The organism is Streptomyces sp. NPDC026417, from assembly GCF_055567695.1.
Genome location: NZ_JBVHPY010000028.1, coordinates 25,999 through 40,032, shown reverse-complemented (window position 1 = coordinate 40,032; position 14,034 = coordinate 25,999). Strand labels below are relative to the sequence as shown.

The following is a 14,034-nucleotide window of genomic DNA, read 5'->3' as shown; positions in this document are numbered from 1 at the left end:
CCCGCCCTTTGTGCCGCAAGAGGGCGCGAGGGAAGAGTGCGCACGGGTTGAAACAACGTCCGCGGGGGGCCCCCAACGGGGGGGAGGGGGGGGGGGGGGGGGGGGCCCCCCCCCCCCCCCCCGGGAGGCTACCCCTGGCCTCCGGGGGAGGCTCCCCGGTGCGCCGTCTCGCGGAAGGCCGGGTGCGTCGCGAGCCGGCTCACGTAGCCGCGCAGATGTGCGTACGGGGCCAGGGCGTCGGGGGTGCCGAGGTGGACGAGGGCGACCCACAGGTCCACGTCCGCGGCGGTCAGGCTCCGGCCCGACGCGTACGGCGACGACGCGAGTCGGCGGTCCAGCAGATCGAGTGCGGCCGCCCTTCTCCGCGGCTGTCCGGCCGGTACGACGTCCGTGTCGAGGAGTTCTCGCAGGGCCTCGATGTCGCGGGCGAGGGCCTGCGGGCGGAGCGCCGCGCAACCCGTCCCGGTGCGGTCGGCCAGACCGGCCAGATCGCGCAGGATGTCGGGCGTGTGGTTGCTGACGACGCGTCCGGTCCAGCGGTCGCAGAGGGCGGGCGCCACGAGCGGACCCTCGTAGTGGTGCCAGGTCGCCTCGTAGGCGCTGCGCAGGGAGGCCCACCCGTCGAAAGCGCCGCAGGCGCCGTCCGGGTGCGTCAGGGCGGTGGTGGTGACGGAGTCCCCCAGGCCCAGCAGGTCGAGGGTGATCGAGACACGCAGTGAGCGGGGACAGTCCGGGGCCAGGTACAGCCGATAGCGGTGCGGGGCCGGGTAGAAGCCGCCGGCGAGGCCGACACCGATGCGGCTGGGCGTGCTGGTGCCGGAGGCGTGCGAAGCGTGCGACAGGGTCTCGGGCATGACTCTCCACGGGATGAGGGCGTCCCGGCAGCCTCGTGGGCGCCGCGACGGAACGGAGTGACTGCGCTTTCGTACGGGTCCGGGTCCTCGGACTAGTACGCGCTGGAGACACGCAACAGATCGATGTGCAGGCGCCTCGTCAAACCGTTCCTGGGCATTCCCACCGGTCCGCACTCGGGGCTCGCGAGACGCGAGACCACGCTTGTCCCGCCGCACCGGCGGAACCCGGTCGTCACCCGGGGCACCCCGTCGCGGTGGAAGGGTTGCCTGCCAGCGGGCCGGGGCCGATGACCGTACGAGCAGGGATCCTGCCCGCGGGCGCTGACAATCGTGACCGTCCCCGTCAGTGTCGTTGCGCTCCGTGAGAGCGTCAAGAAGGCGTCCGCGGAGTCTCAACACGTGGTCACCATGCGGACGGTGGAGCGGCCGGGCGGCCGGGCGCCGGCACGGGACGCCCCCGAGGTGACGCGTCCGCCCGCCGCCCGGCGTGTGCCGGGGAGAGTCGAGGCCCGCGCGTCCAGCGGTGTACGAGTCCCGACCGCCACCCTGCACACGGGCCCTCCGCACTCCCGGCCCGGCCTTCCCCTGCCCCTGAGCCCCGTTGCCCCGCCTCCACGGATGGAGACCCGACGCCACCATGTCCCCCGCCTTCGACCCGGCCCGGCCGCAGCAGTCGGCGCCGCATCCCCTCGACAACCCCGCGTGGGCCGCGCTGACCGGTCAGCACGCCCGGCTCGCCGAACGCAACGGCCGGGCCGCCCGCTACCCGGTGGACGTCTCACCGTTCGTCGCACTCGCCGACGTGAGGGACCCGGGCGCCTGGACCGACCTGGCCTGCCTGGTGGGGCCGGGCGCCGTCGTACCGGTCACCGGAGTTCCGCGGCCTCCCGACGGCTGGCAGGTCGTGGAGCGCGGCGAGGGCGTGCAGCTGGTCGACACGTCGTTGCGGTCCGGGCGGGCGCCGGAGGCGGTCCGGCTCGGCCAGGACGACGTTCCCGAGATCCTGGACCTCGCGGCCCGTACCCGGCCGGGCCCTGTCCTGGCCCGGAGCCTCGAACTGGGCGCCTATCTGGGCATCAGGCACGGTGGACGGCTCGTCGCCCTGGCCGGTGAACGCATGCGCCTGCCCGGCTGGACCGAGATCAGCGCGGTGTGCACGGACCCGGCACACCGGGGCCGGGGTCTGGCCACCCGGCTGGTGCGTGCCGTCGCGGCGGGCATCCGGGAACGCGGCGACTCCGCGTTCCTGCACACCCAGGCCACCAACGCTGCCGCGCTCGGGCTCTACGAGTCCATCGGCTTCACCGTGCGACACCGCGCCGACTTCCTGCTCGTCCGGGCTCCGGGACTGCCGAACCGCCGCTCCTGAAGGGGGTGTTGGCCACCGCCGAGCAGCTACCGGCGGTCCACGCGCCGGAACCGGGGATGCCGAGGAACAAAGAACGCCGCCGCGTCGTTGCCCCTTTCCGAGGGCACCCGGACCGGAGGCGGAGGTGGGACGATGAGCGAAGTGCCGTCCGCGCACCGCCGACCCGTCCCGACCCTCTCCCCGCGCCGCTGCGTGCGCCTCTACTCCCGGCCGCACATCGATCTGCTGCGCGTGGCCGGCGCGCTCTGTCGACCCTGACCGTGCACCCACGCCGCCGGCCCCTCCGGACGAGGACCGGCGATTCCCCATGGTCGACCAGGAAGGCACTTCCGTCGTGTCCCCGACTTCCCCGCTGCACCTCGCCGTCGCCCTCGACGGCGCCGGCTGGCACCCCGCCGCATGGCGCGAGCCCGAGTCCCGTCCCCATGAACTCCTCACCGCCCGCCACTGGGCCGGACTCGTCACCGAGGCAGAGCACGGCCTGCTGGACTTCGTCACGATCGAGGACTCCCTCGGCCTGCAGTCCTCCCACTTCAACGGGCCGGACTCACGCACCGACCAGGTCCGCGGCCGCCTGGACGCCGTGCTCGTCGCCGCCAGGGTCGCCCCGCTGACCCGGCACATCGGGCTGGTCCCGACCGTGATCGCCACCCACACCGAGCCGTTCCACATCTCCAAGGCGATCGCCACCCTGGACTACGTCAGCAACGGCCGCGCGGGTCTGCGCGTCCGGGTGTCGGCCCGGCCGGACGAGGCCGCCCACTTCGGCCGCCGCACCATCCCCGGATTCGCCGCCGAGGACATCGACACCCCCACCGTGCGGGAGCTGACCGCCGATCTCCTGGACGAGGCCGGCGGCTACGTCGAGGCGGTGCGCCGCCTGTGGGACAGCTGGGAGGACGACGCGGAGATCCGCGACACCGCGACCGGCCGCTTCATCGACCGCGACAAGCTGCACTACATCGACTTCGAGAGCCGGCACTTCAGCGTCAAGGGCCCGTCGATCACCCCACGGCCGCCGCAGGGGCAGCCTCTCGTGAGCGCCCTGGCCCACGAGACCGCCTCGGGCGCTCCCTTCGGGCTGCTCGCCAGGTCGGCGGACCTCGGATTCGTCACCCCGCACGACACCGACCAGGCCCATGCCGTCGTCGCCGCCGTCCGGGACGCCCGGGCCGCGGCAGGCCGCGCCGCGGAACCGCTGCACCTCTTCGGCGACCTGGTGGTGTTCCTGGACGACGACCCCGCCGCGGCGGCGGCCCGCCGGGACCGGCTGGACGGCCTGGCGGGACACCGGTACACCAGCGACGCCCGCATCTTCACCGGCACGCCCGCCCAACTGGCAGACCTGTTGCTGGAGTTGAGCGTGAGCGGCCTGTCCGGCTTCCGGTTGCGCCCCGCCGTCGCGGGTCACGACCTTCCGGCGATCACCCGGGGCCTGGTGCCCGAACTCCAGCGCCGCGACGCCTTCCGGCGCGCGTACGAGAGCGACACCCTGCGCGGCCTGCTCGGCCTCGCCCGCCCCGCGAACCGCTACGCCGCCGTCTGAGCCCGAGGACCCCAGCCATGAGCAAGCCGTTCACCACGTCGTCCGACAAGCCCCTGAAGCAGATCCATCTCGCCGCCCACTTCCCCGGCGTCAACAACACCACCGTGTGGAGCGACCCCGAGGCGGGCAGCCACATCGAGTTCGATTCCTTCGCGCACTTCGCCCGGACCGCCGAACGCGCCAAGTTCGACTTCCTCTTCCTCGCCGAGGGCCTGCGGCTGCGCGAACAAGGCGGTCACATCTACGACCTGGACGTCGTGGGCCGCCCCGACACCTTCACCGTGCTGTCGGCCCTCGCCGCCGTCACCGACCGGCTCGGCCTGACGGGCACCATCAACTCCACGTTCAACGAGCCCTACGAGGTGGCGCGCCAGTTCGCGAGCCTCGACCACCTCTCGGACGGGCGGGCCGCCTGGAACGTCGTCACCTCGTGGGACGCGTTCACCGGGGAGAATTTCCGCCGCGGCGGATTCCTGCCGCAGGGGGAGCGGTACTCCAGGGCCAGGGAGTTCCTGGCCACCGCCAACGAGCTGTTCGACTCCTGGCACGGGGACGAGATCGTCGCCGACCAGGCGACCGGCACCTTCCTGCGCCACGCGCGGGCCGGTGCCTTCGAGCACCGCGGGCAGCATTTCGACATCGAGGGCCGGTTCAACGTGCCGCGCAGCCCGCAGGGCCGCCCGGTGATCTTCCAGGCGGGCGACTCCGAGGAGGGGCGCGAGTTCGCCGCGGCCGACGCGGACGCCATCTTCAGCCGGCACGGCACCCTGGAAGCGGGCCGCGAGTTCTACGCCGACGTCAAGGGCCGCCTCGCACGCCACGGCCGTACCCACGACCAGCTGCTGATCCTGCCCGCCGCGACCTTCGTCCTCGGCGACTCGGACGCCGAGGCGGAGGAACTGGCCCGTGAGGTGCGCCGTCAGCAGGTCAGCGGGGCGACGGCCATCAGGCACCTGGAGTTCGTCTGGAACCGCGACCTGTCCGGGTACGACCCGGACGGCCCGCTGCCCGACGTGGACCCCGACCCCGGCGAGCACACCGTCGCCCGGGGCCGCGCCCAGGTACGGATGTACCGGGACCCGCTGGCGACCGCCAGGCAGTGGCGGGAGCTCGCCGCCGCGCACAACTGGTCCATCCGCGACCTCGTCATCGAGACCGGCAACCGGCAGACCTTCGTCGGCTCCCCGGCCACTGTCGCCGCGGCCATCGACACCCTGGTACAGGCGGACGCCGCCGACGGTTTCATCCTCGTACCGCACATCACGCCCGGTGGGCTCGACCGGTTCGCCGACACGGTCGTGCCGCTGCTCCAGGAGCGGGGCGTCTTCCGGCACGACTACACCGGAGTCACGCTGCGCGACCACCTCGGCCTGGCCGAGCCCGCCGCCCGCCGCGCGGACACGGAGGGCGCCCGGGCGGCCTCCTGACGGGGCGGTCGCCGCGCGCGTCTCAGGGCAGAATTTCCCGGACCAGCGCGGCGACCTGCTCCACCTCGATGAGGAAGCCGTCGTGGCCGTACGGCGACCGGACCGTGCGGAGCCGGTCCGCAGAGCCGATCCCGGCCGCCAACTCCGCCTGCTGGTACGGAGGATAGAGCCGGTCCGATTCGACCGCGGCGACGAGGGTCCGGGCCCGCACGCGGCGCAGCGCGGCGCGGGTGCCGCCCCGGCCGCGGCCCACGTCGTGACTGTTCATGGCCTCGGCCAGGGCGACGTAGCTGCCCGCGTCGAAGCGGCGCACCAGTTTGTCGGCGTGATGGTCCAGATAGGACTCGACCTGGTACCTGCCGCCGTCCCACGGGTCCTCGTCGCGCTGGGGGGAACGGCCGAAACGAGTGTGCAGCTCCGGCTCGCTGCGATAGGTGACATGGGCGAGCCGGCGAGCCAGTCCGAGTCCCAGGTGCGGGCCGAGACCGGGCCCCGCGTCGTGGTAGTCGCCGCCCCGCCAGCGGGGATCGGCGCGGATCGCGTGGACCTGGACCGCCGCCCACGCGATCTGCTCGGCGCTCGCCGCGGCGACCGTCGCCAGCAGCAGCAGTGCGTCCGTGCGCTCCGGGTACGACACGGCCCACTCCAACGCGCGCATCCCGCCCATCGAGCCGCCGACGACCAGCGCCCAGCGGCCGATGCCGAGCGCATCGGCCAGGTCGGCCTCGGCCGCCACCTGGTCACGCTGCGTCAGGAAGGGGAAGTCGCTGCCCCAGCTCCGTCCGCCGGGACGCCGTGAAGCGGGTCCCGTGCTGCCCTGGCAGCCGCCGAGCACGTTCGGGGCGACCACGAACCAGCGGTCGGTGTCGAGGGCCCGCCCGGCTCCCACCAGGCCGTCCCACCAGCCCGGAGTCGGATGACCCGGGCCCGCGGGTCCGGCCACGTGACTGTCGCCGGTGAGCGCGTGCAGCACCAGGACGGCGTTTCCCCCGTCCGGTGCGAGCCGCCCCCAGGTCTCGAACGCCAGGCGCACACCCGGCAGTTCGCCGCCGGCCTCCAGGGGCAGCGGCTTCTCCCGGACGTGCCACCGGCGCCGCCCGGCGGGGTCCCCCTCCCGCCAGGCCCCCGAGGCCGGCGGAAGGGAGACCCCGGAGGTCGTCGGCAGGCCGTTCAGGACGCGCCCTTCGCCGCGCGGAAGCCGGCCTCCAGATCCGCCTTGAGGTCCGCGAGGTTCTCGATGCCGACCGACAGGCGCACCAGGCCGGGCGAGGTCCCGGTCGCCGCCAGCCCGGCCTCGTCGAGCTGGCTGTGGGTCGTCGACGCCGGATGGATGATGAGGCTGCGGACGTCACCGATGTTGGCGAGATGACTGAACAGTTCGACGGCGTCCACGAACCGCTTGCCGGCCTCGACACCGTCCCGCAGTTCGAAGGCCAGTACGGCGCCCGCACCGCGCGGCAGGTACCGCTGCCCGGCCTCGTACCACCGGTTGGACGCGAGCCCCGGATAGTGGACGGCGGCGACCTCGTCGCGCTGCTCCAGCCACTCGGCGAGGGCCTGGGCGTTGGCCGAGTGCCGTTCGATGCGCAGGGACAGCGTCTCGACGCCCTGCAGGAGCAGGAACGCGGAGTGCGGCGACAGGGCGGGGCCGATGTCGCGCAGCAACTGCACCCGCAGTTTGACCGCGAAGGCGCCCGGGCCGAGCGCGGGCCAGTAGCGCAACCCGTGGTAGCTCGGGTCCGGCTCGCTGAAGTCGGCGAACCGGTCGGGGTGCGCACCGAAGTCGAACGTCCCGCCGTCCACGACGACGCCGGCGATCGTGGTGCCGTGCCCGCCGAGGAACTTGGTCGCCGAGTGGACCACGATGTCGGCGCCGTGCTCGATCGGCCGCAGCAGGAAGGGGGTGGGCACGGTGTTGTCCACGATCAGCGGGAGGCCGGCCTCGTGGGCGACGTCCGCCACCGCCCGCACGTCGAGGACGTTGCCGCGCGGGTTGCCCAGCGTCTCGGCGAACAGCGCCTTGGTGGTGGGCCGGATCGCCGCCCGCCAGGCCTCGACGTCGTCCGGGTCGTCGACGAACGACACCTCGATGCCGAACTTGGGCAGTGTGTGGCGGAAGAGGTTGTAGGTCCCGCCGTAGAGGGACGTGCTGGAGACGATGTGGTCACCGGCGCTCGCCAGCGTCAGGATCGCCAGGGTCTCCGCGGCCTGACCGGAGGCGAGGGCGACCGCGGCCACCCCGCCCTCCAGCGCGGCGACGCGCTGTTCGAAGACGTCCTGCGTGGGGTTGTGGATGCGGGTGTAGATGTTGCCGGGCTCGGCGAGCGAGAACAGGTCCGCCGCGTGCCGGGTGTCGCGGAAGACGAAGGAGCTCGTCTGGTAGATCGGCACCGCCCGCGCCCCGGTCGCCGGGTCGGGCACGGCACCGGCGTGGACCTGCTTCGTTTCGAAGGACCAGGCCGAGGTGTCGGGCCCCGCGGGCTCCTCCTCGGGGGTGTGACCTGCGGTGACTGAGTCGATCGGCTGGCTCATGGTTCTCCCTTGTGCGGCGTGGAAGGGCGCGGCGTGTACGGGTGCGGGGCGGGCACGGATGCGTGCCGGGCCCGCCGAGATGAAGGGCGGCACGGGTGCGGACGGAGTCCGGGACCGTCCCGGTGCCGGAGCGGACGGTCAGCTCGCGCCGGTACAGGCGGTGGTGGTGGCACGCATGTGGTCGACATGGCGACGGGTCACGAGCACGGTCGCGCGGCGGGGGAGGGGGCCCCGGCCGGCCGGCTCCCGTCCGGCGGCGGGGCGGGACGTGGTTGTCGCGGACGCCCCCGCGTGTTCAGACGACATCGGCCGGAGCGCCGGGGACCGGGACGAGCGCCTTGCTGAAGCAGACGCTCAACGGGTTGCGGTCGTACGGCGGGTAGGGCCGGACCCGCTCCCATCCCTCCCGTACGTAGAGCGCCCGGGCCTCCGGCTGGAGCGCGCCCGTCTGGAGCCACAGCCGCTCGATGCCGAGCCCGAGGGCCGTCGACTCCACCGCGCGCAGCGCCGCTCCGGCGAGGCCCCGGCGGCGGTGCTCGCCGTGGACGAAAAGCCGCTTGACCTCGTGCCGGTCCGGGAGTCTGCGGAGTGAGGCGGTCGCCACGGGGACGCCGTCCGCGTAGGCGACCCAGGTGACGACGATCTCGTCCGCCGACGGCTGGGGGGCGCGGACCCGACGGTGCTCGACAGGGGCGTAGCGGGGGGCCAGTTCGGCGGACATCAGCTCCCGCAGCCGGACCGCCGCGGCGGCGTCCCAGCTGACGGATCTCCACTGGAGGGTCGCGGACGGCAGGCTCATGTGCTTCCTTGCGGGGAGGAGGGCGCGGGGTGCGTGCGCCCGTGCCCCTGCATGGTCACCCCGGCCGAGGACGCGTGTCCTCCCCGACGGCCCGTTGTTCGCAGAACGGAAACAGTGCGTTCGTGAAGGCGCCTTCGTGACGGGCGCGGGTGGACCTGCCTGCCGGTTCGGCCGACCGCGGGCCCGCCACCGACCCCCGTCGGCGGCACGCGCCCGCATGCCGAACGCACCCGCCCGCGCCACGATCCCGGTGCGGACGGCGCACGGCGGCGTGACCGCGCCCGGAGCGCGCCGCGGCGGCGTCCCGGGTACGCCCGCAGCCGGCCGTCGCGACGACGCCGGCGGGTCTGCTGCGGGCCGCGTGCGGCGGCGGCAGGCCCGGTCACGGGCCGGGAGGCCCGCCGGGGCCGGCCGGGTGGGGCGGCTCCTAGTGGGAGCCCGAGCCGCCGCCGCCGAAGGAGCCGCTGGAGCCGTGACTCCACCGCTGCCGAGTCCGGTCCTGGCTCGGCTTGGACGCGATGTTGCCGTGCGCCGCCAGTTGGTACGGGGTCAGGCGCTCGTCGCTGCGAGGCACCTCGTCGGGTTCGCGGTTCTCGGTCACCTCGAACACCGGCCCGCCCTCGGGGAGCTTCGGCTGCTCGTCGGCCCGCGGCCGCGGGGGCTCCTCGCGGCGCACCCGGCTGCCCATCCACATGGCGCCGCCCAGCAGAGCCACGACGACCAGACCGATCACCACCGGTGCGAAGCCGGCCACGAGACCGTGATTCGCCGCCACGTCGTATCCAAGTGTGCTCATGGCGCATCCGTCCCTTGAGTGTTCCTGGCGCGCGAGTACCCCTCGGGCCACACACGAACCGGGCCCTCCGGGAGCGCCGCACTCCGCACCCGCGGCTTCCGCGGACACCGGGTTCCGCACGGGCGGCGGGCGCCGGGTTTGACCGGGGCCGGCGCGGCAACCCGGACCGTGTGACCTCAATGACATCCGAGCAGGAGCTCTTCCGGTTCCTTGAGGACCGGTTCACGTGCGCCCAGGCGTGTACGGAGTGTGCGCGGACGTGCGCGCTGCGCGCGAGCCTCACGGATCCGGACGGGCCGAGAGAGCAGGAACTCGTACGCCGCAAGGGCATCATGTGCGCGGAGGTGTGCGACGCGACGTGCCGGATGCTCTCCGAGCAGAACGGCATGGACGAAGCGGGCATGCGCGTCCAGCTCGCCTGGTGCCGGGACGTCTGTCTGGAGTCCGCCGACGTCTTCGACGACCACCCCGGCGCGGAGGACAGCGCGAAGGCCTGCCGCGAGTGCGCCCAGGCGTGCATGGACTTCATGGCCACCCTGCGCTGACACGCCCGCGGTCCGGGGACCGTCGCCACCGGCGCCGCCTGCGACGGCGAGGTGCGGACCGGCGGCGCGCCTGCTCAGCCGGGATCAGCACCGGGCAGCGGGCGCCCGGGCCGGACGTTCCAGCGGTCCGAGCGGCCGCTGAGTTCCGTGGCGGTCAGCGGCGGCACGTCGACCCGCCAGAACGCCGCCTCGGGTGCTCCGAGAGCCCTCACCAGCGCCGCCCGCACGACCTCCGGCTCCACGACGGCGACCACGCGCCCCCCGGTGCGGCCGGCCGTGGCCAGCCCGCGGGCGACCCGGTCGCAGAACTCACGGACCGATTCCCCGCCGTGCGGAGCGCACTCCGGGTCCGCCAGCCACCGCACGACCGCCTCCGGCTCCCGCCCGCCCACCTCGTCCAAGGTCGCGCCGCGCCACCGTCCCACGTCGAGACCGGCCAGTTCCGTCACCTCGACGGCGTCCAGCCCGAGCGCGGCGGCGGTCTCCCGGCAGCGCACGCTGGGGGAGACCCACGGTTCGCGCACCGCCGGGAGCGTGCCCGCGGCGGCCCTCGCGAGCCGCAGCCCACCGGCGTCGAGGGAGCAGCCGTCGTCGAAACGGGCCTCGCGCAGCGCGGTGCTCGACGCGGCTGAGATCAAGGTCACTCGCGTGGTCATGAACCTGCTTTCATGAGTCGATTGCGTCCGTACCCGGCCTCAAAACCCGTATGTGGGAAGTGAGTTGACGGTAAACCCGGCACGTGGGGCGCACGCGGCGCCTCCCGTGCGCCCTTGGCCGGACCTCCGCTTCGCGGTACGGTCTCGACGATATTGACGACGGTACGGCGGAAGCCCGGTGAGAGTCCGGCACGGTCGCGCCACTGTAAGCCCGGCAACAGCCGCTCCCTCCAGGGGCGGTGGAGGCCGGGCAAGTCAGACCCGCAGCCGTCGTCCTGTGCACCACCACGATGGGACGCGAGTTCCCCAGGAGGTCCTGCCACATGGCGCAGTCCGTCGCTCAGCCGAGCGTCACCCCCACCGCCGTTCCCGCGAAGCTGCCGATCGGCGCGATCGCTCCCTGGGCGGTCTTCTTCGGCATCCTGATGCTGGTCCTGCTCTACTTCGTCGGTGCCGAACAGGGCGCCACCGCCCTCGTCTCCGGCGAGAACGTTCACGAATGGGTGCACGACGCCCGCCACCTGCTCGGCTTCCCCTGCCACTGACGGCGACAAGGAAGCGTACGAGTCGATGAACTCAGCAACAGTCAGAAATCTCCTGGTGCGCGGCATGCTGGCGGGTCTCGCCGCCGGCCTGCTCGCCCTGGTCGTGGCGTACTTCCTCGGTGAGTCCCGGGTGGACGCCGCCATCGCCTACGAGGAGTCGCACGCGCACCACCACGAACACGGCGTGGAGGTGGTGACCCGCACGATGCAGTCCACCGGAGGCCTGGCCACCGGTGTGCTCGTGTACGGCATCGCCTTCGGCGGCATCGCGGCCCTCGCCTACTGCTTCGCCCTCGGACGCATCGGCCGGTTCGGGCCGCGCGCGAGTGCGCTGCTGCTGTCGACGGCGGGTCTGCTCGCGGTGTACGTCGTGCCGTTCCTCAAGTACCCGGCCAATCCGCCGTCCGTCGGTGACGCCGACACCATCGGCACACGCACGACGCTCTACTTCCTGATGATGGTGCTCAGCGTGCTGCTGGCCGTCGCGACCGTGATCCTCGGCAAGCGCCTCGCGCCGCGGCTGGGCAACTGGAACGCCACGCTGGCCGCCGGTGCCTTCTTCGTCCTTCTCGTGGGCCTCGCCTACGCGTTCCTCCCGGCGGTCGACGAGGTGCCGAAGGACTTCTCGGGCACCCTGCTGTGGCAGTTCCGTCTGGCGGCACTGACGATCCAGCTGGCGTTGTGGACCACCTTCGGGCTCGTCTTCGGCGTGTTGGCCGAGCGCCTGTTGGCGCCCGCGAAGGCCACCGCGCAGGGCACGGAGGACAAGGCGGCGGCCGTTCCGGCGGCTCCCGTGGCTCCCTGAGCGTGCGGAGAACAGGGCGGGTCCCGGTCGACCGGGACCCGCCCTCCCGTCTGCGGACGGCCCGTTGCGCGAGGCGGCGCTCCTCGTCAGAGCAGTCGCTCGAATCCGTCCAGCATCGCGGTGAGCCCCGTCTCGAACCGCTCCGAGGGATCGTCGCCGGCCGCCTCCCCGCCCCGGGGCATCGCCGCGACGCTCAGGGCGTGTCCGACGGTGAACTCGCGCAGGCTGTGGGTGATCCGGCCGCCCTGGACGGTGCCGAAGCCCGCCGCGGCGAGATGACCGGTGAGGCGTGCGCAGGCATCCGTCGCCGCCCGTGAGCGCACCGGATGCGTCGCGAACACGGCGACGGCGTGCGGGTGGCCCAGCAGCGCGCTGCGCAGCCGCCGGCAGTACTGGCCGGCCACCGCCCGCCAGGAGCCGTCCCAGGGCAGCGACTCGAAGTCGACCTCGCCGAGGAGGAGTTCGGCGACACCGTCGAAGAGCGCTTCCTGGTCCTTGAAATAGCGGTACGCCGCCATCGGGTCCACGCCGAGACCCGCTCCGAGCTTGCGCATCGAGAAGGCGCGCAGTCCGTTGACGTCGATCAGTGCCAGCGCCGCCGCGGCGATGCAGGCACGATTCAGCACCGGTCTGAGGGGAGGGGTCTGCCGCCCGCCTCCCGCGTCGTGCTTGTCGGTCTTCATGAGGGGCGTCGGTCCAGGTTGGTGGTGGGGCCGTTTCGTCCACGTTGGGTAAAACCGGCGGGCGAGCCGGTTTCGGGGTCTCCCCGCATGCTACGTCCAGCGCGTCGTCCGGAACATGTGCCGGACGACGGCGGGAGTTCCGGTCACGCGGTGGCCGGGCGCCCCGGGGCGCGTCATCGGCATTCCCAATTTCTGGAACGAGTTCTACTGTGTGCGCCGTCAAGTCCGGGTGGGACCAGTCGATCCACTGGGAGCCAGGAGGCGCCGTGCATCTCGAATACACGCCCGAGCAGCAGCAGCTGCGCACCGAACTGCGCGGCTACTTCGCCCAGTTGGTGCCGGACCACGCCTACGCCCGCTACACCGACCCGGCGGCGCAGAAGCGCTTCTACCGCGAGACCATCCGCAGGCTCGGCAGGGACGGCTGGCTCGGCGTGGGCTGGCCCGAGGAGTACGGCGGACGCGGACTGAGCCCGATGGAGCAGTTCATCTTCTTCGACGAGGCGGCCCAGGCGGGGGTGCCGCTGCCGCTGATGGCACTCAACACCGTCGGCCCGACCATCATGCAGTTCGGCACGGAGGAGCAGAAGGCGTACTTCCTGCCGAAGATCCTCTCCGGGGAGATCGACTTCGCCATCGGCTACAGCGAGCCCGACGCGGGGACGGACCTGGCCGCGCTCAGGACCAGGGCCGTACGGGAGGGGGACGAGGCCACCGGTCACTACACGGTCGACGGCCAGAAGATCTGGACGACCAACGGCGACACCGCCGACTGGGTCTGGCTCGCCGTGCGCACCGATCCGGACGCGCCGCCGCACAAGGGCATCACCATGCTGCTCGTACCGACCTCCGACCCCGGCTACTCCTGCACCCTCATCAACACCCTCGCCTCGCACGACACCACGGCGAGCTACTACGAGAACATCCGTGTCCCCGCCTCCCGCCGGGTCGGCGAGGAGAACAAGGGCTGGCGGCTGATCACCAACCAGCTCAACCACGAGCGGGTCACGCTCGCCGCCCACGGGACCATGGCGATCCGCGCCCTGCACGACGTGCAGCGCTGGGCGATGGAGACCAAGCTCGCCGACGGCCGACGCGTCGTCGACCTGCCCTGGGTCCGCCGGCGCCTGGCCCAGACCCACACCCGGCTCGACGCGATGAAACTCCTCAACTGGCAGATGGTGAACGCCGTCCAGGAGGGCACGCTCACCCCCCAGGACGCCTCCGCCGTGAAGGTCTTCGGCTCCGAGGCGCGCCGGGACGCCTATGCCTGGCTGATGGAGGTCGTCGCCGCGCCGGGGGTCCTGAAGGAGGGCTCGGCGGGAGCCGTCCTGCACGGCGAGCTGGAGCGCGGCTACCGCTCGGCGGTGATCTTCACCTTCGGTGGCGGCAACAACGAGATCCAGCGCGAGATCATCTCCTGGATCGGCCTGGGCATGCCCCGCGTACGCCGTTAGGGGCGGCCCCCGAGGCGGCA

General features: G+C 73.0%; 16 protein-coding genes and 2 riboswitches. Of the genes, 8 read left to right on the top strand and 8 right to left on the bottom strand.

Annotation, left to right across the window (positions count from 1 at the left end; all coding sequences use genetic code 11):
- Positions 1 to 128: 128 nt before the first annotated feature.
- Together ACZ4NT_RS33020 and ACZ4NT_RS33015 are read right to left on the bottom strand one after the other, a co-directional pair.
- Complete coding sequence (locus ACZ4NT_RS33020; protein ID WP_121408266.1) at positions 129 to 854, bottom strand: glutathione S-transferase C-terminal domain-containing protein; 726 nt, start codon at positions 852 to 854, stop codon at positions 129 to 131.
- 92 nt (positions 855 to 946) lie between these two features.
- Positions 947 to 1,012: a putative leader peptide gene (locus tag ACZ4NT_RS33015; RefSeq protein WP_351121255.1), complete on the bottom strand. Its 66-nt coding sequence runs from the start codon at positions 1,010 to 1,012 to the stop codon at positions 947 to 949.
- Between the two features lie 35 nt (positions 1,013 to 1,047).
- Positions 1,048 to 1,190: riboswitch (SAM riboswitch) on the bottom strand.
- 301 nt (positions 1,191 to 1,491) lie between these two features.
- Here ACZ4NT_RS33015 and ACZ4NT_RS33010 point away from each other — a divergent pair.
- The 4 genes from ACZ4NT_RS33010 to ACZ4NT_RS32995 all read left to right on the top strand — a co-directional run bounded on the left by ACZ4NT_RS33010 (position 1,492) and on the right by ACZ4NT_RS32995 (position 5,196).
- Positions 1,492 to 2,223: a GNAT family N-acetyltransferase gene (locus tag ACZ4NT_RS33010; RefSeq protein ID WP_467728724.1), complete on the top strand. Its 732-nt coding sequence runs from the start codon at positions 1,492 to 1,494 to the stop codon at positions 2,221 to 2,223.
- Between the two features lie 132 nt (positions 2,224 to 2,355).
- Positions 2,356 to 2,481, top strand: a complete 126-nt coding sequence (locus ACZ4NT_RS33005; protein ID WP_467728722.1) for a putative leader peptide — start codon at positions 2,356 to 2,358, stop codon at positions 2,479 to 2,481.
- Positions 2,482 to 2,530: 49 nt separating this feature from the next.
- A complete protein-coding gene (locus ACZ4NT_RS33000; protein WP_467728720.1) occupies positions 2,531 to 3,769 on the top strand; it encodes an LLM class flavin-dependent oxidoreductase in 1,239 nt (412 codons plus the stop codon).
- 17 nt (positions 3,770 to 3,786) lie between these two features.
- A complete protein-coding gene (locus ACZ4NT_RS32995; RefSeq protein ID WP_467728718.1) occupies positions 3,787 to 5,196 on the top strand; it encodes an NtaA/DmoA family FMN-dependent monooxygenase in 1,410 nt (469 codons plus the stop codon).
- Between the two features lie 22 nt (positions 5,197 to 5,218).
- Here the strand turns inward: ACZ4NT_RS32995 and metX are convergent, their stop codons facing one another.
- The 4 genes from metX to ACZ4NT_RS32975 all read right to left on the bottom strand — a co-directional run bounded on the left by metX (position 5,219) and on the right by ACZ4NT_RS32975 (position 9,323).
- Positions 5,219 to 6,361, bottom strand: a complete 1,143-nt coding sequence (metX, locus tag ACZ4NT_RS32990; protein WP_467728784.1) for a homoserine O-acetyltransferase MetX — start codon at positions 6,359 to 6,361, stop codon at positions 5,219 to 5,221.
- Positions 6,362 to 6,366: 5 nt separating this feature from the next.
- On the bottom strand, positions 6,367 to 7,728 hold the full coding sequence (locus ACZ4NT_RS32985) for a bifunctional o-acetylhomoserine/o-acetylserine sulfhydrylase (RefSeq protein WP_121408261.1): 1,362 nt from the start codon (positions 7,726 to 7,728) through the stop codon (positions 6,367 to 6,369).
- Between the two features lie 295 nt (positions 7,729 to 8,023).
- Positions 8,024 to 8,527, bottom strand: a complete 504-nt coding sequence (locus ACZ4NT_RS32980; protein WP_183117171.1) for a GNAT family N-acetyltransferase — start codon at positions 8,525 to 8,527, stop codon at positions 8,024 to 8,026.
- Positions 8,528 to 8,954: 427 nt separating this feature from the next.
- On the bottom strand, positions 8,955 to 9,323 hold the full coding sequence (locus ACZ4NT_RS32975; protein ID WP_121408259.1) for a DUF6479 family protein: 369 nt from the start codon (positions 9,321 to 9,323) through the stop codon (positions 8,955 to 8,957).
- A 179-nt stretch (positions 9,324 to 9,502) separates the two neighbouring features.
- Between ACZ4NT_RS32975 and ACZ4NT_RS32970 the strand changes: the two genes are divergently transcribed.
- Positions 9,503 to 9,868, top strand: a complete 366-nt coding sequence (locus ACZ4NT_RS32970) for a four-helix bundle copper-binding protein (RefSeq protein WP_121408258.1) — start codon at positions 9,503 to 9,505, stop codon at positions 9,866 to 9,868.
- 74 nt (positions 9,869 to 9,942) lie between these two features.
- Here the strand turns inward: ACZ4NT_RS32970 and ACZ4NT_RS32965 are convergent, their stop codons facing one another.
- Positions 9,943 to 10,524, bottom strand: coding sequence for a histidine phosphatase family protein (locus tag ACZ4NT_RS32965; RefSeq protein WP_467728715.1), 582 nt, complete (start codon positions 10,522 to 10,524; stop codon positions 9,943 to 9,945).
- Positions 10,525 to 10,649: 125 nt separating this feature from the next.
- Positions 10,650 to 10,810, top strand: a riboswitch (cobalamin riboswitch).
- Positions 10,811 to 10,847: 37 nt separating this feature from the next.
- Between ACZ4NT_RS32965 and ACZ4NT_RS32960 the strand changes: the two genes are divergently transcribed.
- Positions 10,848 to 11,069 carry a CbtB domain-containing protein gene (locus ACZ4NT_RS32960; protein ID WP_121408256.1) on the top strand — a complete coding sequence of 74 codons (222 nt, stop codon included), beginning with the start codon at positions 10,848 to 10,850 and terminating at the stop codon, positions 11,067 to 11,069.
- A gap of 25 nt (positions 11,070 to 11,094) precedes the next feature.
- Complete coding sequence (locus tag ACZ4NT_RS32955; RefSeq protein WP_121408255.1) at positions 11,095 to 11,874, top strand: CbtA family protein; 780 nt, start codon at positions 11,095 to 11,097, stop codon at positions 11,872 to 11,874.
- 86 nt (positions 11,875 to 11,960) lie between these two features.
- On the opposite strand, the gene ACZ4NT_RS32950 is transcribed toward ACZ4NT_RS32955, so the two are convergent.
- A complete protein-coding gene (locus ACZ4NT_RS32950; protein WP_467728712.1) occupies positions 11,961 to 12,500 on the bottom strand; it encodes a TetR/AcrR family transcriptional regulator C-terminal domain-containing protein in 540 nt (179 codons plus the stop codon).
- Positions 12,501 to 12,823: 323 nt separating this feature from the next.
- Between ACZ4NT_RS32950 and ACZ4NT_RS32945 the strand changes: the two genes are divergently transcribed.
- Positions 12,824 to 14,014, top strand: coding sequence for an acyl-CoA dehydrogenase family protein (locus ACZ4NT_RS32945; protein ID WP_467728710.1), 1,191 nt, complete (start codon positions 12,824 to 12,826; stop codon positions 14,012 to 14,014).
- Positions 14,015 to 14,034: the final 20 nt, after the last annotated feature.